This window comes from Serratia sp. CY33802, assembly GCF_052169095.1.
Taxonomy (GTDB): Bacteria; Pseudomonadota; Gammaproteobacteria; order Enterobacterales; family Enterobacteriaceae; genus Serratia; species Serratia bockelmannii.
On record NZ_JBJNLL010000007.1, the window covers coordinates 123,289 to 142,739 of the forward strand.

At 58.5% G+C, this 19,451-nt stretch carries 18 protein-coding genes; 11 read left to right on the top strand and 7 right to left on the bottom strand.

Features of this window, described 5'->3' with window-relative positions; translation table 11 throughout:
• Window positions 1–206: 206 nt before the first annotated feature.
• Window positions 207–1,859 (bottom strand): multidrug ABC transporter permease/ATP-binding protein, encoded by a 1,653-nt coding sequence (locus tag ACJ8HA_RS19320; RefSeq protein WP_025304090.1) that lies wholly within the window; start codon window positions 1,857–1,859, stop codon window positions 207–209.
• Between the two features lie 178 nt (window positions 1,860–2,037).
• Between ACJ8HA_RS19320 and ACJ8HA_RS19325 the strand changes: the two genes are divergently transcribed.
• The 3 genes from ACJ8HA_RS19325 to lldD all read left to right on the top strand — a co-directional run bounded on the left by ACJ8HA_RS19325 (window position 2,038) and on the right by lldD (window position 6,047).
• Window positions 2,038–2,958 (top strand): LysR family transcriptional regulator, encoded by a 921-nt coding sequence (locus tag ACJ8HA_RS19325; RefSeq protein WP_025304091.1) that lies wholly within the window; start codon window positions 2,038–2,040, stop codon window positions 2,956–2,958.
• Window positions 2,959–3,281: 323 nt separating this feature from the next.
• Complete coding sequence (locus tag ACJ8HA_RS19330) at window positions 3,282–4,865, top strand: L-lactate permease (protein ID WP_380827949.1); 1,584 nt, start codon at window positions 3,282–3,284, stop codon at window positions 4,863–4,865.
• 42 nt (window positions 4,866–4,907) lie between these two features.
• Window positions 4,908–6,047 carry an FMN-dependent L-lactate dehydrogenase LldD gene (gene lldD / locus ACJ8HA_RS19335; RefSeq protein ID WP_025304093.1) on the top strand — a complete coding sequence of 380 codons (1,140 nt, stop codon included), beginning with the start codon at window positions 4,908–4,910 and terminating at the stop codon, window positions 6,045–6,047.
• Window position 6,048: 1 nt separating this feature from the next.
• On the opposite strand, the gene ACJ8HA_RS19340 is transcribed toward lldD, so the two are convergent.
• On the bottom strand, window positions 6,049–6,858 hold the full coding sequence (locus ACJ8HA_RS19340) for a MoaF C-terminal domain-containing protein (protein WP_038629879.1): 810 nt from the start codon (window positions 6,856–6,858) through the stop codon (window positions 6,049–6,051).
• A 35-nt stretch (window positions 6,859–6,893) separates the two neighbouring features.
• Window positions 6,894–8,159 (bottom strand): MFS transporter, encoded by a 1,266-nt coding sequence (locus ACJ8HA_RS19345; protein WP_049206126.1) that lies wholly within the window; start codon window positions 8,157–8,159, stop codon window positions 6,894–6,896.
• Window positions 8,160–8,828: 669 nt separating this feature from the next.
• Between ACJ8HA_RS19345 and ACJ8HA_RS19350 the strand changes: the two genes are divergently transcribed.
• Window positions 8,829–9,746 carry a TIGR03571 family LLM class oxidoreductase gene (locus tag ACJ8HA_RS19350; protein ID WP_025304096.1) on the top strand — a complete coding sequence of 306 codons (918 nt, stop codon included), beginning with the start codon at window positions 8,829–8,831 and terminating at the stop codon, window positions 9,744–9,746.
• Between the two features lie 158 nt (window positions 9,747–9,904).
• Window positions 9,905–10,336 (top strand): VOC family protein, encoded by a 432-nt coding sequence (locus ACJ8HA_RS19355; protein WP_049206127.1) that lies wholly within the window; start codon window positions 9,905–9,907, stop codon window positions 10,334–10,336.
• A gap of 6 nt (window positions 10,337–10,342) precedes the next feature.
• Here the strand turns inward: ACJ8HA_RS19355 and ACJ8HA_RS19360 are convergent, their stop codons facing one another.
• Window positions 10,343–11,887: a BCCT family transporter gene (locus ACJ8HA_RS19360; RefSeq protein WP_025304098.1), complete on the bottom strand. Its 1,545-nt coding sequence runs from the start codon at window positions 11,885–11,887 to the stop codon at window positions 10,343–10,345.
• Window positions 11,888–12,045: 158 nt separating this feature from the next.
• Between ACJ8HA_RS19360 and betI the strand changes: the two genes are divergently transcribed.
• The gene (gene betI, locus ACJ8HA_RS19365) at window positions 12,046–12,642 is read left to right on the top strand and encodes a transcriptional regulator BetI (protein WP_025304099.1); all 597 of its coding nucleotides are present in this window, start codon (window positions 12,046–12,048) and stop codon (window positions 12,640–12,642) included.
• A 9-nt stretch (window positions 12,643–12,651) separates the two neighbouring features.
• Here the strand turns inward: betI and ACJ8HA_RS19370 are convergent, their stop codons facing one another.
• Window positions 12,652–14,421 (bottom strand): ABCB family ABC transporter ATP-binding protein/permease, encoded by a 1,770-nt coding sequence (locus ACJ8HA_RS19370; protein ID WP_442515463.1) that lies wholly within the window; start codon window positions 14,419–14,421, stop codon window positions 12,652–12,654.
• Window positions 14,422–14,602: 181 nt separating this feature from the next.
• On the opposite strand from ACJ8HA_RS19370, the gene ACJ8HA_RS19375 reads away from it, so the two are divergent.
• The gene (locus ACJ8HA_RS19375) at window positions 14,603–15,460 is read left to right on the top strand and encodes an AraC family transcriptional regulator (protein WP_043142553.1); all 858 of its coding nucleotides are present in this window, start codon (window positions 14,603–14,605) and stop codon (window positions 15,458–15,460) included.
• Between the two features lie 34 nt (window positions 15,461–15,494).
• On the opposite strand, the gene actS is transcribed toward ACJ8HA_RS19375, so the two are convergent.
• A complete protein-coding gene (gene actS / locus ACJ8HA_RS19380; protein ID WP_025304102.1) occupies window positions 15,495–16,244 on the bottom strand; it encodes an amidase activator ActS in 750 nt (249 codons plus the stop codon).
• 188 nt (window positions 16,245–16,432) lie between these two features.
• On the bottom strand, window positions 16,433–17,062 hold the full coding sequence (gene ycaC, locus ACJ8HA_RS19385) for an isochorismate family cysteine hydrolase YcaC (RefSeq protein WP_025304103.1): 630 nt from the start codon (window positions 17,060–17,062) through the stop codon (window positions 16,433–16,435).
• 189 nt (window positions 17,063–17,251) lie between these two features.
• On the opposite strand from ycaC, the gene ACJ8HA_RS19390 reads away from it, so the two are divergent.
• The 4 genes from ACJ8HA_RS19390 (at window position 17,252) to ACJ8HA_RS19405 (ending at window position 19,289) form a co-directional block, all read left to right on the top strand.
• Window positions 17,252–17,350, top strand: a complete 99-nt coding sequence (locus ACJ8HA_RS19390; RefSeq protein WP_442515454.1) for a LysR family transcriptional regulator — start codon at window positions 17,252–17,254, stop codon at window positions 17,348–17,350.
• Between the two features lie 45 nt (window positions 17,351–17,395).
• Complete coding sequence (locus tag ACJ8HA_RS19395) at window positions 17,396–18,118, top strand: LysR substrate-binding domain-containing protein (RefSeq protein ID WP_442515455.1); 723 nt, start codon at window positions 17,396–17,398, stop codon at window positions 18,116–18,118.
• 127 nt (window positions 18,119–18,245) lie between these two features.
• A complete protein-coding gene (locus ACJ8HA_RS19400) occupies window positions 18,246–18,815 on the top strand; it encodes an HdeD family acid-resistance protein (RefSeq protein ID WP_043142563.1) in 570 nt (189 codons plus the stop codon).
• A gap of 135 nt (window positions 18,816–18,950) precedes the next feature.
• Window positions 18,951–19,289, top strand: a complete 339-nt coding sequence (locus tag ACJ8HA_RS19405) for a hypothetical protein (protein ID WP_025304105.1) — start codon at window positions 18,951–18,953, stop codon at window positions 19,287–19,289.
• Window positions 19,290–19,451: the final 162 nt, after the last annotated feature.

A 19,451-nucleotide genomic window follows, 5' to 3' on the forward strand; every position in this document is an offset into this window, starting at 1 on the left:
GATAGGCGAACGAACGTGCAGTGTGTCATACCTTGAAAGATCAAAATTAAACCACTGGTAAATAATTTAACTATCAATTATTTGACTGGCCGTAAGCCAAATCGACAACAGACAGCGCTAAAGGCGGGGGATAAAATGAAACGACATACTGGGATCATACGAAGAGAAGCACCGGCCCGCTTTGGTCTCGCCCGGGCCGGCGTGAGTTAACCGATTCTGCTGACGGAATCCCGGCTGGCATGTTCACGCTCGCTGCCGGTCAGCTCACGTAAATGACCCGAGCGCATCTCAAGCAACCGATCGGCGTATTCGAAATAGTGATCGTCATGACTGATGGCAAACACCGTTTTGCCCAGCGCACGCAGTTCTGGCAATAGTTCACGATAGAAAATGCGCCGGAATTGCGGATCCTGATCCGCGGCCCATTCATCCAACAGCAAGATATCGCGCTGTTCCGCCACCGCCAGCAGCAAAGCCAGACGCTTGCGCTGCCCCTGCGACAGTTGCGGATTGGTCACCCTGGTGCCGTCGAACTGCAGTTTGCTTTTCATATTCAACCGCTCGAGCCAGGCGGCGACCAGCTTCGCATCGGGTTCACCGCCTTCCGGCCCTTGTAAACGATCGAACTGATGAAAATCGGTGAAAATCGCCGAAAATAGCCGGCGGTAGTCCGGCATATCCGCCGCGGTCTGGGCGACGCCATCCAGCACGATGTGGCCGCTCACCGGTCGGTACAATCCGGTCAACAGCATCGCCAGCGTTGACTTGCCACTGCCGTTGCCGCCGATCAAAAAGACCAGCTCGCCACGCCGCAGCGTCAGATTAAGCGGCCCGACGGCAAAACCGGGCTGCTGTTCCTTATCTGCATAGTGAAAAACCACGTCACGCAGCTCCAGCGTCTGCCAGGAACGGCAGGCGGCGACAGGAAACGCCGGTTGGTACTCGGCCAAGTGCAGCGTCTTCAGCTTGTTGAAGGCGACTTCGGCGCTGACCAGCGTCGGAAACGCCCCCACCGCCTGCAGTAATGGCGTGCGCAAGAACAGCAGCGTCAGGGAATAGGTGGCAGCCACCGCCGAGTCCGCCCATCCCAGGCTGTTAGCCATAAAGAACACCAGCCCAATCGCGCCTAACATCATGATATTTGACCAGTTGAGCGCACTCAAATGGAAGGTATCGGCGCGAATGATATGGTGGCGGTAAGCTTGCGCATCGGGTTGATAGGTCTGTTCGTACAGCGCCTGCGCTCGCTTGCGGTTTAACGTCAGTTCCTTGCGACCGTCAATCACCGATTCGTAATGATGATAGAGACGCTCTTCCGACTCGCGCAAACTGGCCATATGGCGATAAACCCGCGAGACCAGGCAGCCGCTGCCCACCACGGTGACGGCGACCCACACCGCCGTCACCGCCAACATTTTCGGCGATAACCACCCCAGATAGGCCGCCGACCCCAAGGTTAAAATCACCCCTTGCACCAGTTCGGGCAAGCGCACGAAGGCGACGGTGATATTGCGGACATCGCTGGACAGGCTCGCCAACAATGAGGCGCTGCCTAACTGTTCAAGGCGTTCAATATCGGTATCCAGGATGCGCTTCACTAACTGCCCGCGCAGGCGGTAGACGAAGTAATGGCCCAATGTCGTCAGCGCCAATTGCGATCCCAGCGTGACCGCCATCAGCAATGCCAGCAGGGCGAGAAACATTGGCAGTACGGCCAACGCATCGCCGCCGGCGTCCATCAGGTATTGATTGATAAACGCAATAATACCGATGCCTAAGCCGGCGCTGGTCATGGTCAATGCCATAACCGCCAGAAATGGCCAACGATACTGGTGATAAACCACCCGTAGCAGTTCCATGAAAAAACCTCTGAAGTCGCGATCTGGCAGGCATTGTAAGCGGCACGAGAATGAGATCAAGACGAATTCTCATTGCTCGCGCAGCCTCTGATTTCGACGCCAAGGGCATTTTGATGATTGCTTATTGAAACGAGAGACTTACACTGACGCCTCTATCCGCTGAAGGGAACAGCCGATTATGCTCGCCACTCACGAATACGCCAACGACCTGATTCTGTTCGCCCTGATTGTCGACTACGGCTCGTTCAGCAAGGCCGCGGAGAGCGCCGGCATCACCAGTTCGGTGGTCAGTAAACGCATCGGGCGGCTGGAGAAATCCCTGGGCGCCCGGCTGCTGTACCGCACCACGCGCAGCCTGACGCTGACCGAAAGCGGCCAGGCGCTCTACCAACAGGCCAAAGAGATCGGCGCCAAAGTGCAGGAGGCACTGTACGCCGTCAGCGAAAAAAGCGAAGAATTAACCGGTACCATCCGCATGTCGGTGCCGACCATTTCGGGCGAGCTGCTGCTGAGCGAGAGCGTGGCGGAGTTTTGCGCACTGCATCCCAGTCTAAAGGTCGAAATGCGGCTGGAAAACCGCTTCGTCGATCTGGTGGAAGAAGGCATCGATCTGGCGATCCGTACCGGCACTATGCCAGATTCGAGCCTGATTGCCCGGCCGATCTTCGATTCCCGCTGGGTGATCGTCTGCTCGCCGGGCTATTTGAAAAGCCACCCGGAACCGCGCAGCGCCGAAGACCTGCTCGGCCACAATTGCCTGACCTACACCTACCAGGAGAGCGGCACCGCCAACTGGCTGATGAAACGGCCGGGGCGCAACGAAATCTACGAGCTGCAGGTTAACGGCAACCTGTCGGCCAACAATGCGCGGGCGATCCGCAAAGCGGTGATCGGCGGCCACGGCATCGCCATGGTGCCGCGCTGCATGGTGTATGAGGATTTGCAGGACGGCAAACTGACGGAGATCCTGGCCGGCCACTGCGGCAAGGTATTGGGCATTTACGCCGTCTATCCTTACACCCGCAATCTGCCGTTAAAAACTCGCCTGCTGATCGAACATATCATCGGTTCCTACCAAAATATCAGCCACTACTTCTGAATGGTCCTCTCTGATTATTTCCCCGCTGCCGCAAAAGACCGCGGGGATTACGGCATTTTTGGACATAATCTATTGAACATTAGCGCCTAATTAATGTGAGCTCGCGCACTCATCACACAGCAAAGATCCCTATCACACTGATTTTAAATCAATTAATTTAACCCCTTCTACCGGCGATTTTCTCACCGCCGACGCCGTTCGCCGATGTTAAAAAATTACCGCATGGCATCGTCACCAACGTTGTGATTAGAATGAAAATGTTGCGGTAATTAACCTTTCAGCTACATATCTCTGCCCATAAAAATAATAACCCTGAGGATCTTATGCCCCTGCTTTTTAGTATTGCGCCCATCGTCCTACTGATTTGGATGATGACCAAAAGGAATGGCGTGCCCTCTTATCTCGCCCTGCCGCTGACGGCCGCCGCGGTGTATGCCGTACAGCTCCTGTGGTTCGATGCCTCGCTGCGGCTGCTGCATGCGAATATCATCACCGCGCTGGTGTCGACGCTGACGCCGATCACCATCATCGCCGGCGCCATCCTGCTCAACAAACTGATGCAGGTAAGCGGCGCGGAAAACGTGGTGCGGCGCTGGCTGGAAACCATCAGCCCCAATCCCGTGGCTCAGCTGATGATTATCGGCTGGGCATTCGCCTTTATGATCGAGGGTGCCAGCGGCTTCGGCACCCCGGCCGCCATCGCCGCGCCGATTCTGGTCGGGCTGGGCTTCAACCCGCTGCGCGTCGCCCTGCTGACGCTTGTAATGAACTCGGTACCGGTCTCCTTCGGCGCCGTGGGCACCCCCACCTGGTTCGGCTTTGCCAATCTCGGCCTGTCGGACGCCAGCCTGCTGGAGATCGGCCGGCAAACCGCGCTGATCCACTTCATCGCCGGCTTCGTTATTCCTCTGCTGGCGCTGCGCTTTATCGTTTCCTGGCAGGATATCCGCCGTAACCTGCCGTTTATCCTGCTCAGCGTGCTGAGCTGCACCCTGCCCTATCTGCTGCTGGCCCAGGTGAACTATGAGTTCCCGGCGCTGGTCGGCGGCGCCATCGGCCTGGCGCTCTCGGTGCTGCTGGCACGCGGCGGCATCGGTCTCGCCCGCAGCGACAAACTGCAGAACGCCGGGCAGGCGGTGCCGTTCTTGCAGGTGGTCAAGGCCATGACCCCGACCCTGCTACTGATTGCTATTCTGATAGTGACGCGCGTGCATCAGTTGGGCCTGAAGGCGCTGCTCAACAACACCACGCTGCTGTGGCAGGAAAACCTCGGCTGGCTCGGGGAGCTGCGCATTAGTCAGGCGCTGATCGTCGAACTGCAGCAGGTACTGGGCACCTCCGCCGCCGCCGGCTACAAAACGCTGTATGTCCCGGCGCTGATCCCGTTCCTGTTGGTGGTGGTGCTGTGTATTCCGCTGTTCCGTCTGAATGGCGGCCAGGTGCGGCAAATGTTCAGCGAAACCGGCGGGCGCATCGCGCGGCCCTTTATCGCGCTTTTCGGCGCGCTGGTGATGGTCAACCTGATGATGCAGGGCGGCGACAACGCGCCGGTGATCCTGATCGGGAAAGCGTTGGCGGCGCTGACCGGCGAGAGCTGGCTGCTGTTCTCTTCGTTCCTCGGTGCGCTGGGCTCGTTCTTCTCCGGTTCCAATACCGTTTCGAACCTGACGTTCGGCGGTATTCAGCAATCGATCGCCCAGAGCAGCGGCCTTGACATCAATCTGACGCTGGCTCTGCAGTCCGTCGGCGGCGCCATGGGCAACATGGTGTGCCTGAACAACATTATCGCGGTCTGTTCGATCCTCGGGATCGGTAACGCCGAAGGCAAAATCATCAGAAAGACCGTGCTGCCGATGCTGGCGTACGGCGGGATTGCGGCCGGTATGGCAGCGATCCTCACGCTCTGACTGAACACTCGTTATCGCAAGCAAGACAAGAAGGTAAACACTATGATCATCTCCGCGTCAACCGACTACCGGGCCGCCGCCCAGGCCAAACTGCCGCCGTTTCTGTTTCACTACATCGACGGCGGGGCCTACGCGGAGCATACGCTGAAGCGCAATACCGCAGATCTGGCCGATATTGCCCTGCGCCAGCGCGTGCTGCGCAATATGTCCGAACTCAGCCTGGAGACCACGCTGTTCGGCGAGCAGCTGGCGATGCCGGTAGCGCTGGGGCCGGTGGGGCTGACCGGCATGTACGCCCGCCGCGGCGAAGTGCAGGCCGCGCGTGCCGCGGCCAAAAAAGGCATTCCGTTCACGCTATCCACCGTGTCGGTCTGCCCGATCGAAGAGGTAGCGCCGGCGATCGATCGGCCGATGTGGTTCCAGCTCTACGTGCTGAAAGATCGCGGCTTTATGCGCAACGCACTGGAGCGCGCCAAGGCCGCCGGCGTGAAAACGCTGGTGTTTACCGTCGACATGCCGGTGCCCGGCGCCCGTTACCGCGACGCCCACTCGGGGATGAGCGGCCCTAACGCCGCCCTGCGCCGCGTGCTGCAGGCGTTTACCCATCCGCAGTGGGCCTGGGATGTCGGCCTGTTCGGCAAGCCGCACGATCTGGGCAACGTCTCGGCCTACCGCGGCAAACCGACCAGCCTGGAAGACTACATCGGCTGGCTGGGCGCCAACTTCGATCCGTCGATTTCCTGGAAAGATCTGGAGTGGATCCGCGAATTCTGGGACGGCCCGATGATCATCAAAGGCATTCTGGATCCGGAAGACGCCAAAGACGCGGTGCGCTTCGGCGCCGACGGCATCATCGTCTCCAACCACGGCGGCCGCCAGCTGGACGGCGTGCTGTCGACCGCGCGCGCCATGCCGGCGATCGCCGACGCAGTGAAAGGCGACATTACCCTGTTGGCCGACTCCGGCATCCGCAGCGGCCTGGACGTGGTGCGCATGATCGCGCTGGGCGCCGACAGCGTGCTGCTGGGGCGCGCCTTCGTCTATGCGCTGGCGGCGGCGGGCGAAGCCGGGGTGGCCAACTTGCTGGATCTGATCGACAAGGAAATGCGCGTCGCTATGACGCTCACCGGCGCGAAATCCATCACGGAGATCAACGCCGGATCGCTGGTCAGAAACGCCTGATTCACAGCGGCTGCACGCCCTCCGGGTACGCGTTGTAGCTCATCTTGCTGATGAATGCCCCGGCCGGTGACACCAGCACCCGGCCGGCGGCGTCCAGCCCGAGGAAGGTGCCGGTGCAGCGTCCGGAGATAAAGTCGAAGAAGAACACCGAGCACACCGGGATAATCTTTTCCCGGAAGGTGAACAGGAACATCTCATCCTCAAACTTGTAGTAAGTGGCGTAGTCCATGTCGCCGTGGCCGAACTGTTCGCCGCGCAGGTTTTGCCAGGCGTAGCGCTCGGTGTTGACGTAGAAGTGCTCGTAGTAATGGTTGGGGCTGTAGACGTTCAGCGTGCGATAGCCGATCAGCTCGCGGGTCAAATGCGGTGCGATGCCGCCCGGCGTGACGCCTGCAATCAGCCCAACGTGGAAGCTTTGCTTGAGGCGAGACCCCTTTTCTACCGCATGTTCAGGCAGTAGCGTGCTGCGCACCAGCAGCGCCCGGCCGCTGTCGCGGTTGAGCACCAGCGTCAGGCATTCGTTGCCCGGCGACTGCAGCGGAATATTGAAGAAATAGCGTGCGGCGGAGGTTTGCACCTCTTCGTAAGCGTCCTCGCCGCTCTCCCCGCCCCAGGCCCAGAGCACCCGTTGCCGATCGGCGCTGAAACGCAGCGTGAAGTCCCCGCCGTCTTCAAAGGCGATCTGCAACGTTTTGCCGCGCCAGTCCTGGGTGCCCGGCAGCCGGTTGGTGTCGATGCCGCGTGCGAAATCGTCGTAATTCTTCCAGTCCGGTTCGGCATTTTGATTCAGTACGGATTGTTCTGCTGACATCTTCGCTCTCCTTGATTGAATGGGATAAAACCGTCTTACACGTCGGCGACGCTCGCCGGTTTCACCGTTCTGCGGCTCACCACCGCGGGTGCAGTTTCATCGAGAAAACAGCTCAGTACGCCGGCGCAGACCGCGCCGGCAGCCGCCAGCCACATCACGCTGACCAGGCCATAGCGATCGGCGATCAGCCCGGCGATAAACGGCGCCAGGCAGCCGCCAATCACCTCGCCGATCCCCATCACCAGCCCTAATGCGGTGGCAATACGGGCTGGCGATACCGTTTCAGACGGGATGGTGGCCATAAACAGCGTGAAGCAGCCGAGGCCGGTATAAGACAGGAACACCAGCACGCCCAGCAGCCACGGGTTGTCGACGTAGCTCAGGAACAGCGGGCAGCACACCGCCAGCAGCGAAAAGAAAATCAGCGTCGGTTTGCGCCCAAGGCGATCGGAGATCGCCGGTACCGCCACACCCCAGAAGACCCAGGCGGCGCCGATGGCGCTCATGATGCCGCCCATCGTACCTTCACCGAAGCCACGGTCGGTCACCAAAAAGTTAGGGGTGAAGGTAATGATGATCATGAACCAGGTGACGAACACGCAGGAAATCAGAATGCACAGCGCCACGTTCTTGATTTTGAACAGCTCGCCGTAAGCGGCTTTGCCCGCCGCCTTACCGGTCGCCGGCGCGGCGATAAAGGCGGGATCTTTTTTGCCGTTCACATGGCGATAGATCAACCACGCCAGAATGATGCCCGGCACGGCGGTCAGGTGAAACGCCATGCTCCAGCCCCACTTCTGCGCCAGATAGATGATCAGCGGCGGCGCGATAATGCCGCCCAGCAGCCCCGGCGCCGCGCCCTGGATCAATCCCATGTTGAAACCGCGGCGTTGCGGCTGCGATTTTTCCACCATCAACGATTGCGCGATCGGCAAAACCGGCCCTTCGGCGATCCCCATCAGCGCCCGGAAGATCAATAGCATGGCAAACCCGCTGACCAACCCCGACAGCGCGGAGAACAGCGAAAACACCAGGATCGACAGGATCAGCATCGGTTTGCGGATATTAAAGCGATCGGCTATCGCCCCCAGCCCCGCGCCAGACAGCGCCCAAGTCAATGCCAGCACCGCCGACAGCGTGCCGAGATGCACGTTGCTGAGCTTGAGGTCGGCGGCAATCATCGGAAACAGAAACGAGATGGTCAGACGATCGACGAACACGCAGCCGAAGACGAAAAACAAAATAATCAGCAACCGGTTCTCTTCACTTAATGCGCGGCGAGGCCCTGGCGATGTATTCATAGCGTCATTTGTCCATAAGTTAACTTATGAATGGCGACCCGCCATGGCATAAGTGTATTAAGCGCTCGGCCAAGAGAGACATTGGCCCTCCTTCACGACAACAACTCATTAACATATTAATGACATAAAATTATCGCAAGCCGGCGGTCTGTCAACCGGCGCTTTCTTAGAGACGAATGAAGTTTTTATCCGGTACTATTTTAAAATCGAATTATCACAATCAGATATCTTATCACTTTGTTTTTACAGACAATAAAATAATAACGGGTATTTTCCCGCGGTTAAAAACGCCTATTTTCACGCCATCTGCGAATAATCCCATCATTCACTATTCAGGTTTATTAATTTGTTATCCCCTTTCAGTTAACGATAGGCAGCATTCGGATTCGTTTTTATCTATTGAATCATTTCGTTTTATTTTATTACCACACAACAAAGTAACTCTTACGAGGGAAAGGCTATTGGCAGGATTACATCATTTAATCTGGACAATAACAAAAGCGCAGAGCGTGACGTAAATCACGGCAATCATGCCGTATCCTGCAAAGTAATTATGCTCGCAACAGCAATTATCTATTGCGATTAGGGCTGTTTATCTCAATTAAGCGCCATGCAACACTTCGAGCCATCGTTCGACACCGCGCCGCAAGGCCAGAGACGGAGTGACACATGAGCATCGAAAAACTAACCCGGGAGCCGCTTTCCATCGGCATCGAGTTGCCGCTGGACAACGATTGGTCCACCAGCGGGCAGCTGAAACGCCAGCAGGATGGGCGACCGTTCGGCGTGCCGGACATGAGCGAACACGCTGCGCGCATCAAGCTGGCCGATGAGCTCGGCTTTCGCGCCGCCTGGGTTCGCGACGTGCCGCTGTACGATCCGGACTTCGGCGACGCCGCGCAGGTGTTTGAGACCTTTACCTACCTCGGCTACCTGTCCAGCCTGACGCGCAATATTCTGCTGGGCACCGCGGCCGTGGTGCTGCCGCTGCGCCAGCCGTGGCTGGTACGCAAAGCGGCTTCCACGCTGCAAACGCTGAGCGGCGATCGTCTGCTGCTCGGCGTCGCCAGCGGCGATCGCCCTGTGGAATACCCGCTGTTCGGCGCCGATTACGCCGCGCGCGGTGAACGCTTTCGCACCAGCGTCGGCATTCTCAAAGGGGAAGCCGACAGCGCGCTCCAGCCTGGATTGCGCCTGCTGCCGGCCACGCCGCCGCCGCCGCTGCTGGTCGCCGGGCTGGCGCAACAAACGCCTGAGTGGGTGGGAAAAAATATGGATGGCTGGCTGTCGTATCCCGGCACGCCTGCGGACCACGTTTCGCGGGTCAAACTCTGGCGTAACGTGGCCGGTGACAAACCCTACGTCAGCTTTATTCATCTCGACCTCACAGATAACGCCGACGCGCCGATTCAGCGCCATCGCTTCGGCATCAAGAGCGGCCGCAATGGGTTGATTCAGGAACTGAGCGCCATGCGTGACGCCGGGGTCAACCACATCGGCCTGCATTTCCGCCGCAACCAGCGGCCGCTGGAAGAGACGATGCAGGAGATCGGCCAACTGGTGTTACCGGAATTCCATCGCGCCTGACGCCCGCTTTAGCCCGCTATTCCGACCTGAGCTGGTCTTTGCCCCGTTACCGGGGCTTTTTTATTTCCGCCGCTGCTAGTTCATAACAACTCAGTCTAATCCCTACGGCCAAACGGCGGCATGATGACGGGGAAACGAGCCACCATGAGGAATGAGCAATGACGGCAAAACTGACAGAAGCGGGCTTTTGGCGCAAAACCGCCGACTCTTCATCGCTGCGCGAGCCGCGCGTGCTGATCCGGGTCTACGTCGACGAAGGCGAGATTGACCGCGCCATCGCGTTTTACGAGCAACTGCACGGCGTGGAAGCGGATATGCGTTTCGACTTTCCCGAGCATCGGTTGGTGCTGGCAGCGGTAGGACCGTTTCTGATCCTGGAAGGCGCGGAAGAAAACCTGCGCCCTTTTCGCAGCACCGTCGGCACGCTGCTGGTCGATGACATTTACCCTTACCACCAGCGGCTGCTGGCGGCCGGAGCCGAGATCTTCTTCGGCCCGGTGGAAGTGCCCACCGGCGCCTGTTTCAATGCGCGCCTGCCGGACGGCACGATTGTCGAGTACGTGCATCATCGGCCGCGCGCGGACGAATAAACCACCTCAGGGGATCGCCGGCGTCATGGCGTAACCGCGCAGATCCTTGCGCAGGCTGACCATGTACAGCACGATCACCGCCGAGAACGGCAGGCCGCACAGCACCACCGCGGTTTGCATCGCGCTGAAACTGCCGGCGTACAGCAACCCGGCGCACACCAGCGTGGTGACCGCCGCCCAGAACACTCGCAGCCAGGCCGGCGCGTCATCGTGCGCGGAACCGCCCTGGCAGGAGAGGTTAGCTATCATCAGCGTGCCGGAGTCGACCGGCGTCAGGAACAGCACAAAGCTTATCACCACCACGAAACCGGCGGTCAGCTGGGTATAGGGCAGGTATTCGAACAGCTTGAACACCGCCATCGGCGGATCGCTTTGCGCTACCTGCCCCAGGATCGCCTGCCCGCCTTCCAGCACCAGGCTGATGGCGGTATTGCCGAAGATCGACAGCCACGCCAGCGTGAACCCGAGCGGGATCAGCAACACGCCGAAGATCAGTTCACGGATGGTGCGGCCTTTGGAAATGCGTGCGATAAACAGCCCGACGAACGGCGCCCACGCCACCCACCAGGCCCAATAAAACAGCGTCCAGGCACCCTGCCATTGGCGCGCCTTGCCGTACAGATACATATCAAAGCTGCGGCTGACGAGCGAGGTCAGATAATCCCCGAGGTTCTGCAACATGCCGTTGAGCAGGTTCAGCGTCGGGCCAGCCAGAAACACGAACAGCAGCAGCAGGCACAAGAAGCCGACGTTGATGTTCGACAGCATGGCAATGCCCTTCTCGACGCCGGTGACCGCCGCCAGCGTGGCCACCACCATCATCACCACGATCAGCGCCAGCAGTACGCCGGTGCTTTGCGGGATGTCGAACAGGTAAAACAGCCCCGAGTTCACCAGCAGCGCGCCGATCCCCAGGTTGGTCACCATCGAGATAACCGTCACCAGAATGCCGAAGCTGTCCACCAGATGGCCGACGCCACCGTGGATACGCTCGCCGAAGATCGGGTACAGCGCCGAACGCAGCGCCAGCGGCAAACCGCGACAATAGGCGAAATAGGCGAGCGCGGTGGCGATCAACGCATACAGCGCCCAACCGTGCAGCCCCCAGTGTAAAAAGGTCAGCGCCATCGCCTGCCGCGCCGCCTGTACGCTGCCGCCGCTGCCTTCCGGTGGCGACAGGAAGTGATCCAGCGGCTCATAGGCGCCGTAATACACCAGCGCAATACCGATGCCCGACGAGAACAGCATCGCCACCCAGGAGGGGTAGCTGAACTGCGGCGGCTCGTCATCCTGGCTCAGGCGAATATGGCCAAAGCGCGACAGCGCCAGCCAGAACACGAACGCCATGCAGGCGACCATCAGCAGCATGTAATACCAGCCGAACACATCGGCCACCCAGCTTTGCGCGACATTCAACCACTGTTTGCTGGCGGCGGGAAACAGCACAATCAGCGATCCCAGCAGCAGGATCACTGCCGCTGAACCGAAAAATACCGGGACATTTAATCTGACAGGTTCTTCGTCAAGCGATGGGGGAGTTTTCATTGTCATTGGCAGGCTTCCATGATGCGAAAGACAGACGATTTAAATGCAACCTTCAGTTAACATCTTATCGTCATTTATTTGACATTTTCGCAGCATATAGAGTATTGATTGACCGTTCAATCAATCAAATTCAAAGTGTGATTTGCCTATCAGTTGGGGAAAATATGTACCGCAGAGACATTCCTGAGCAGCGCAAGGAGCAGCTGATTAATGCCGCCTTCGAAACCATCAGCGTGGTGGGGCTGGCCGGCGTCACCCTCTCTCAGGTGGCGAAAGAGGCCGGGCTGTCGACCGGCATCGTCAGCCACTATTTTGGCGATAAAGAAGGATTGTTGAGCGCGACCATGCGCAAGATCCTGCGCGATCTGCGCGACGCGGTGGCCGAGTGCCGCGCTCAGGCGGCAAGCGACAGCCAGTCGCAGCTGTGCGCCATCATTCAGGGCAACTTCCACCCCAGCCAAACCAACGCTATTTCCATGCGCGCCTGGCTCGACTTCTGGGCCGCCAGCATGCACCAGCCGGTGCTGCGCCGCCTACAGCGCGCCAACGATCGGCGGCTCTATTCCAATATTTGCAGCCAGTTCCGCCGCGAGCTGCCGCTGCAGCAGGCGCGCGACGCGGCGCGCGGGCTGGCGGCGATGATCGATGGGCTTTGGCTGCGCGGTAGCCTGGCCGGGGATGACACCGATCTGCAGCAGGATTACCGCATCGCCTGCGACTACGTGATACAACGGCTCAGGGCCGCGCCATCGGCGGAGTGAACGGCAGCGTCAGCGCGGTTCCTGCTCTTCGCTGTACTGGGTTTGCCACATGGCAGCGTAGCGGCCGTTCGCCGCCAACAGCGCCTCATGCCCCCCGCGCTCGACGATCTCCCCCGCCTCCAGCACGATGATCTCATCGGCATCCACCACGGTGGAGAGCCGGTGGGCGATCACCAGCGTGGTGTGGTTGCGGCTCACCTCGCGCAGATGCCCCTGGATTTCGCGCTCGGTCTGGGTATCCAGCGCGCTGGTCGCCTCGTCGAACACCAGGATGGCCGGATTTTTCAGGATGGTGCGCGCGATCGCCACCCGCTGCTTTTCACCGCCCGACAGCTTCAGCCCGCGCTCACCCACCCGGGTGTCGTAACCGTCAGGCAGGCCGACGATAAAATCATGGATATGCGCCAGCCGCGCCGCCCGCTCGATGTCTTCATCGCTGGAGCCGGTTTTGCCGTAACCGATGTTGTAGCGCAGCGTATCGTTAAACAGCACCGTATCCTGCGGCACGATGCCGATCGCCTGCCGCAGGCTGGCCTGGGTCAGTTGGCGAATGTCCTGGCCGTCGAGGGTAATGGCGCCGCCCTGCACGTCGTAGAAGCGGAACAGCAGGCGCGACAGCGTGGACTTGCCCGCGCCGGAGGCGCCGACCACCGCCACCGTGTGGCCTGCCGGAATGGTAAAACTCACCTGCTTGAGGATTGGTCGGCGCGTGTCGTAACCGAAGCTGACCGCGTCGAACCGCACTTCGCCGCGATCGAGGCGCAGCGGCTGCGCATCCGGGCTATTGACGATCTCACGCTTTTCCTGCAGCAGATCGAACATATTCTCCATGTCGATCAGCGCCTGGCGCACCTCGGAATAAATAAAGCCGAAGAAGTTCAGCGGCTGATACAGCTGCAGCAGGTAGGCGTTGACCAGCACGAAGTCGCCGACCGTCATCGTCCCCTGGGTAATGCCCTGTGCCGCCATGGCCATCATCACGATCAGCCCGATCGAGATAATGGCGGTTTGCCCCAGGTTGATCGCGGTAAAACTGAATTGGTTCTTGATGGCGGCGTATTCGTACAGCCGGCGCGACAGATCGAAACGCTCGGCCTCGAACGCTTCATTGCCGAAGTACTTCACGGTCTCATAGTTCAGCAGGCTGTCGATGGATTTGCTGTTGGCGTCGGCGTTGGCCTTGTTGAGCTCGCGGCGAAAACGGGTGCGCCAGCTCACCGCCAGCACGGTGAACAGAATGTAGCAGCCGACCGTGGTCAGGATCGCCAGCGCAAACCAGCCGTTCAGCATATGCCACATGATTGCCGTGACCAGCGAGAGTTCGAACAGGATCGGCACGATGGAGAACAGCAGCCGCGACAGCACCGTGGACACCGCCTGGGTGCCGCGCTCGATAGACAGCGACAGCCCGCCGGTCTGGCGCTCCAGATGAAATCGCAGGCTCAGCGCATGCAGCTGGCGAAACACCCGCACGCCCAAGAGGCGCGTGGCGTTCTGGCTGACGTGGATAAACATCACGTTGCGCAGCTCCTCAAACAGCGCACCGCCCACCCGCGCCACGCCGTAGGCGATAATCAGCCCCAGCGGCACCGCCAGCATTTTCGCCGTCTCGCCGCTCAGCGCATCGACCATCGCTTTGTAGGCCAGCGGCACCAGCGTGGTGCTGACCTTGGCCGCCACCATAAACACGAAGGCCACCACCAGATACCCCCGCAGCCGCGGGTTGTCTTTCGGCCACAGGTAGGGCAGTAGGAATTTCAGCAAACGGGAACGGTCCATCATGTAATATTCATCTTCTCGGTCGGGCTCGCGGCGCATGGCCGCGCGGGGGTTATGAGTTTGGCCTGGCCGGCGGCGAACGCCGCAGCCATTCCGTTTTCCTGCGGTGGCAACTCAGCATCATCCGTCAGGAGAAGCAGCAGCGACTCGGGCAAAGTTCAGGCATGGAGGAGACAATCACATGACCCAGACGTATGCAAAGCGCTTTGCGCAGGTCTTTGACTATATCGACCGCCACCTGGACGAGGCGCTTACCGTCGACACGCTGAGCGAAGTGGCCCATTTTTCGCGCTTTCACTTTCAACGCCAGTTTAGCGCGTATTGCGGCATCTCGGTGTGGCGTTATATCCAGTGGATGAGGCTTAAACGCGCCTCTTACCGCCTGGCGTATAACCCGCTGGAGCCGGTGATTGACATCGCGCTGGACGCCGGTTTTCAAAACCCGGAGTCCTTCAGCCGCGCCTTCAAACAGGCGTTCAGCCAAACGCCGAGCCAGTTTCGCAAACAGCCGGCCTGGATCGATTGGCAGCAGCGCTTTCCCGAGCCGAAACACAAAAGGAAACAACCCATGAAGGTAGACATTGTCGATTTCCCGGCCACGCCAGTGGCGATGATCGAACATAGCGGCCCGCCCGCGCTGGTCAACGAAACCGCCGCACGCTTTATCGAGTGGCGCAAAACCAGCGGCCTGTCGCCGGTCAGAAGCAGCCGCACTTACGGCATCGCACCGCACGATCCGGCCACCACCGACGCGCAAGACTTCCACTTCTTCATTTGCGGCGAGGTCACTGCACCGATCCCGGAGGACAACGCCTCTGGCGTGGTGAACGGCACGCTGCCGGCCGGACGCTGCGCGGTGCTGCGCCATCACGGCTCGCTGGATGGGCTCTCGGAAAGTGCCCACTATCTGTACCGCGAGTGGTTGCCGGCCAGCGGCGAGGAGCTGCGTGACTTTCCGCTCTATTTCCACTACCACAACTTCGTGCACGAGGTGGCGGAATATGAACTGGTGACCGATCTTTATCTGCCACTGAAATAGCTGACATCCGGCCCCGTAAGGAGCCGGATTAATGTTAACAGGACGGCGACGATCCCTGCGGCGGCAGATAGCGCTGTGGATCGAGCGCGGTGGCGCGGTAGCGGATCTGGAAATGCAGGAACACCGAATCGGTGCCGGTGCTGCCCATGGTGCCAATCTTCTGCCCCGCTTTCACATCCTGGCCGTTGCGCACCAGCGTGGTGTCGTTGTGCGCGTAGGCGGTAATAAAGTCTTCGCCGTGCTTAATCATGATCAGGTTGCCGTAGCCGCGCAGTTGGTTGCCGACGTACACCACTTTACCCTTGGCGGAAGCATAGATCGGCTGGCCGCGCTTACCGGCGATGTCGATGCCCTTGTTGCCGCCATCGGCATTGGAGTACGCCTGCACGATCCGGCCGCTGGTCGGCCAGCGCCAGCAACGTGCGGCGCCCGGCGGCGGCGTTTGCTTGGCGATCGCGGAGGAAGACGTTTTACGGCGCGTGGCGGCGGTTTTGGTCGGCGCGCTGCCGCTCAGCCGCAGCTTTTGCCCCACTTCCAGGCTATAAGGCGGGCGTATCTTGTTGATTCTGGCCAGATCGCTGACTTCGCTGTCGGTGATCCAGGCGATGTAGTACAGCGTATCGCCCCGTTTGACGGTGTAAGACTTGCCGGTGTAGCTGCCCTTCGGCAGTTTGTCGTAGTCACGGTTGTAGGTATTTTTACCCGAACACCCGGCCAACAATAGCCCCAATGTCAGACACACCGCGATGCGGCGCCACCTCGCCAGCTTGCTTCCTGTGCTCAAATCCTGTCCCCAATCGTCTTTTCGGTTCTGATACGCGTCAGCCGCACAGTGTAACATTTGCGCCGGGTCAGTCAAAAAGCGGGAAAGAGGCAACTATCGGAAAACAACTGGCACGGAGGCCGCTGCGGCACGATCGGCGGGAGGAAAAATGGCGCCATAAGGCGCCAAATCATGCAGCGATGCCGGGGTTACTGTTTACCTGAGGTCAGCAAACTGAAGCTGGTCATCAGATTGCGATAGTCAGGGATATGTTGAGAGAACAGGTTCCCCAACCCTTCGATATCATTTCGCCAATCGCGGTGCAATTCGCACGCCGCGCCAAACCAACTCATCAGCTGCGCGCCGGCCTGGGACATGCGATCCCAAGCCGCATCGCGCGTAATCGCATTGAACGTGCCGGATGCGTCGGTGATGACGAAAACCTCATACCCCTCTTCCAACGCAGAGAGCGCAGGAAACGCCACGCAAACCTCGGTCACCACGCCGGCGATGATCAGTTGTTTCTTGCCCGTGGCCTTTACCGCCTTGACGAAATCTTCATTATCCCAGGCATTGATATTGCCGGGACGAGCAATATAGGGGGCGTCAGGGAAAGTTTGCTTTAGCTCTGGCACCAAAGGGCCGTTCGGTCCGTTTTCAAAACTCGTGGTCAGTATCGTCGGTAAATTGAAGTATTTAGCCAGATCGGCCAGCGCCAAAACATTATTTTTGAATTTATCCGGATCCTGATCTCTAACCAGGGACAGTAGCCCCGTCTGATGATCGACTAATAACACGGCGGCCTGTGCCTTATCTAATCGGTTATATTTAAAAGTCATTCCCTTCTCCTTTATCATCAAAATCATCAAATTCCGATCGCCCCATGCATTCCAAGCATGTAGCATGCTTTCAAACGCTCCGACATCAGGCTAGCAATGAACCAGCCGGGTAAATAGAACGATTATTGGGAATGAGTATCTCACCACTGGGAAGGTCAACTTTATATGATAGATTTCAATGAGATGTTTATGTTTGCCAGAGTAGTTGAATGCGGTGGATTTCTTTCCGCCAGTAAGAAGTTTGGTATACCCAAATCGACGCTATCAAGACGAATATCCAATTTGTAAAAAAGGCTCAATGTCAGACTTATTCAGCGTTCAACGCGAAACCTCATGGTCACCGATATAGGAAAAGAATATTATCAGTACTGCCTGCAGATGATTAGCACCGCAGAGAAAGCGGAATGCCTCATTATTAACAAAAGCGAAAAACCCACTGGAAAAATAAAACTAACCTGCTCAAACATTCTCCTGGATCTTGGCCTAACGGAAGTCCTGGCGAAATTCATGCTGCAATACCCTAAGGTCAGTTTGCATGTGAAAATATTTAATCGCAACGTGGATATTATTTCTGAAGGGTATGACCTCTCATTAAAACTCATCGCCGATGAGCCCAAAAACAGCAACTTGGTGATGCGTCGAATTTGCGCTGTGCCCACCGCATTTATGGTCGCCCCCTCTGCAACTATTCAGTACCAAAGTATCAATACGCCCGAAGATCTCTCCAGTTTGCCAACGGTCGGGTGGTTATCGACCCATCTTCAGGCCGCCTGGACGTTTCAACAAGCCGATCGCGAAGTCAAAATAAACAACGAGTCGCGCATGGTGTGCGATGACATTCGCCTGATCAAGGAATCGATCGTAAAAGGCGTCGGTGTTGGCTGCCTGCCGCTGAAATTAGCCCGCCAGGAACTGCTCGACGGCAGCCTGAAAACGCTGCTCGACGACTGGACATTGGAACAACACAAGATTGTCGCGTTTTACCCTTCCAGACAAGGACTCCCCCCTTCGGTAAGGGCGCTGATTGATTTCATCGTTGATGAACTGGCCGAATAACACGCCGCTACCAAGCATAAACGCCACGCCGGATTTACCGCAGTGATTAAAAAGTGACTACTATAATAGAGCGCTCGGAAAAATAGAGTGCCCCCGAGGATCGCAACAAAGAGAATGGAGCTGTAACATGCTAAACCTTGATCGCAATAATCTGCCCCTCCTGAGCGAAGAACTGCTCAAAAAGCAACGCACCACCCTGCTGATCATCGCCTTCCTGCTGCTGGCGGGCGGTATAGTGTGCCTGGTTAATCCTTTCGCCTCCGGCGCGGCGCTGAGCATCGTGGTCGGCGTCCTGCTGCTGTTGAGCGGCGCCGGGCTGATTATCGCCATGATCGCCAACCGAGCGCAGAATACTTGGCCGATGATCGGCGGCATTCTGCTGGGTGTGGCCTACCTGATTATCGGCTATGTGTTCATCACCAGCCCGCTGGCGGGCATTCTGGCGCTGGCAGTGTACCTCGCCGTGCTGTTCGCGCTCGGCGGCATCGCCCGCCTGGCGGCTGGCTATATGCGCCGCGGATTGCCGGGCAACTGGCTGCAGTTCGTTATCGGCGTGCTCGATTTGATCATCGCCTGGATGCTGATCGGTTCAGGCCCGGCGGCGTCGGTCACGCTGGTGACGGCGATCGTCGGCATCGAGATGCTGGTCAGTTCCTTTGCGCTGTTCCAGGCGGCGAATCTGTTTAAACGCGCCTGACTCTACCGGCCCGCCATCGCGGGCCTCATCGCTTTCGTTGCTTCCAGACAAAACAAGGCGATACCCCCTCGGCTTGTCCGTGGTTATCTTCATCGGTAAGTGCCAATATAGGCGCAGACAAGGGAGCTGAAACCGATGACAACCCATTCCAACCCGTTGAACTCGCGGGAAGTCTGCCTGCAATTACGCCATTTCAATCAGGTAATCGGGCAACAATGCCGCAATATGGCGCGCCAAAAAACCACCTGCCCGTGCTGCCTGACGGACATCGCCACCGGCTGCGACGCCGGTATCAAACTGTGTGGACAGCAGTTGGCCAAACCCAACCCGCAAACCCCGTTATTCCGGCAGATTCGCAACTTGCTGCTCGATCTGCGCGCAGAAGCGATAGGAGTTCACAGAATAGACGTCCTGAACCGCACCAATAACGAAATCTCCTGGCTGTTGCGCGAGCTATATTTCGAGACGTTCTGACCCGCATTTTGTCGGGGTCGCTAAAGCGAAAGCCGAAAGTGGGATACAGGCTTTTGGCGACGCGATTATGTTCATCAATCATTAACGTCACCGGCTCCACGCCCTACAAGCAGTCAGCAGGAGAGCCCGTTTAAAAGCGGCTCTGGCAAAAGAAACGTCCAC

Excerpts from the sequence above, each read along its gene's own strand:
- ACJ8HA_RS19405 (WP_025304105.1), top strand. The coding sequence starts at position 18,951 with ATGACAACCCATTCCAACCCGTTGAACTCGCGGGAAGTCTGCCTGCAA.
- lldD (WP_025304093.1), top strand. The coding sequence starts at position 4,908 with ATGATCATCTCCGCGTCAACCGACTACCGGGCCGCCGCCCAGGCCAAA.
- ACJ8HA_RS19325 (WP_025304091.1), top strand. The coding sequence starts at position 2,038 with ATGCTCGCCACTCACGAATACGCCAACGACCTGATTCTGTTCGCCCTG.
- ACJ8HA_RS19320 (WP_025304090.1), bottom strand. The coding sequence starts at position 1,859 with ATGGAACTGCTACGGGTGGTTTATCACCAGTATCGTTGGCCATTTCTG.
- ACJ8HA_RS19355 (WP_049206127.1), top strand. The coding sequence starts at position 9,905 with ATGACGGCAAAACTGACAGAAGCGGGCTTTTGGCGCAAAACCGCCGAC.
- ACJ8HA_RS19330 (WP_380827949.1), top strand. The coding sequence starts at position 3,282 with ATGCCCCTGCTTTTTAGTATTGCGCCCATCGTCCTACTGATTTGGATG.
- ACJ8HA_RS19340 (WP_038629879.1), bottom strand. The coding sequence starts at position 6,858 with ATGTCAGCAGAACAATCCGTACTGAATCAAAATGCCGAACCGGACTGG.
- ACJ8HA_RS19400 (WP_043142563.1), top strand. The coding sequence starts at position 18,246 with ATGCTAAACCTTGATCGCAATAATCTGCCCCTCCTGAGCGAAGAACTG.
- ACJ8HA_RS19375 (WP_043142553.1), top strand. The coding sequence starts at position 14,603 with ATGACCCAGACGTATGCAAAGCGCTTTGCGCAGGTCTTTGACTATATC.
- betI (WP_025304099.1), top strand. The coding sequence starts at position 12,046 with ATGTACCGCAGAGACATTCCTGAGCAGCGCAAGGAGCAGCTGATTAAT.
- ACJ8HA_RS19390 (WP_442515454.1), top strand. The coding sequence starts at position 17,252 with ATGTTTGCCAGAGTAGTTGAATGCGGTGGATTTCTTTCCGCCAGTAAG.
- ACJ8HA_RS19370 (WP_442515463.1), bottom strand. The coding sequence starts at position 14,421 with ATGGACCGTTCCCGTTTGCTGAAATTCCTACTGCCCTACCTGTGGCCG.
- ACJ8HA_RS19395 (WP_442515455.1), top strand. The coding sequence starts at position 17,396 with ATGGTCACCGATATAGGAAAAGAATATTATCAGTACTGCCTGCAGATG.
- ACJ8HA_RS19345 (WP_049206126.1), bottom strand. The coding sequence starts at position 8,159 with ATGAATACATCGCCAGGGCCTCGCCGCGCATTAAGTGAAGAGAACCGG.
- ACJ8HA_RS19350 (WP_025304096.1), top strand. The coding sequence starts at position 8,829 with ATGAGCATCGAAAAACTAACCCGGGAGCCGCTTTCCATCGGCATCGAG.
- ycaC (WP_025304103.1), bottom strand. The coding sequence starts at position 17,062 with ATGACTTTTAAATATAACCGATTAGATAAGGCACAGGCCGCCGTGTTA.
- ACJ8HA_RS19360 (WP_025304098.1), bottom strand. The coding sequence starts at position 11,887 with ATGACAATGAAAACTCCCCCATCGCTTGACGAAGAACCTGTCAGATTA.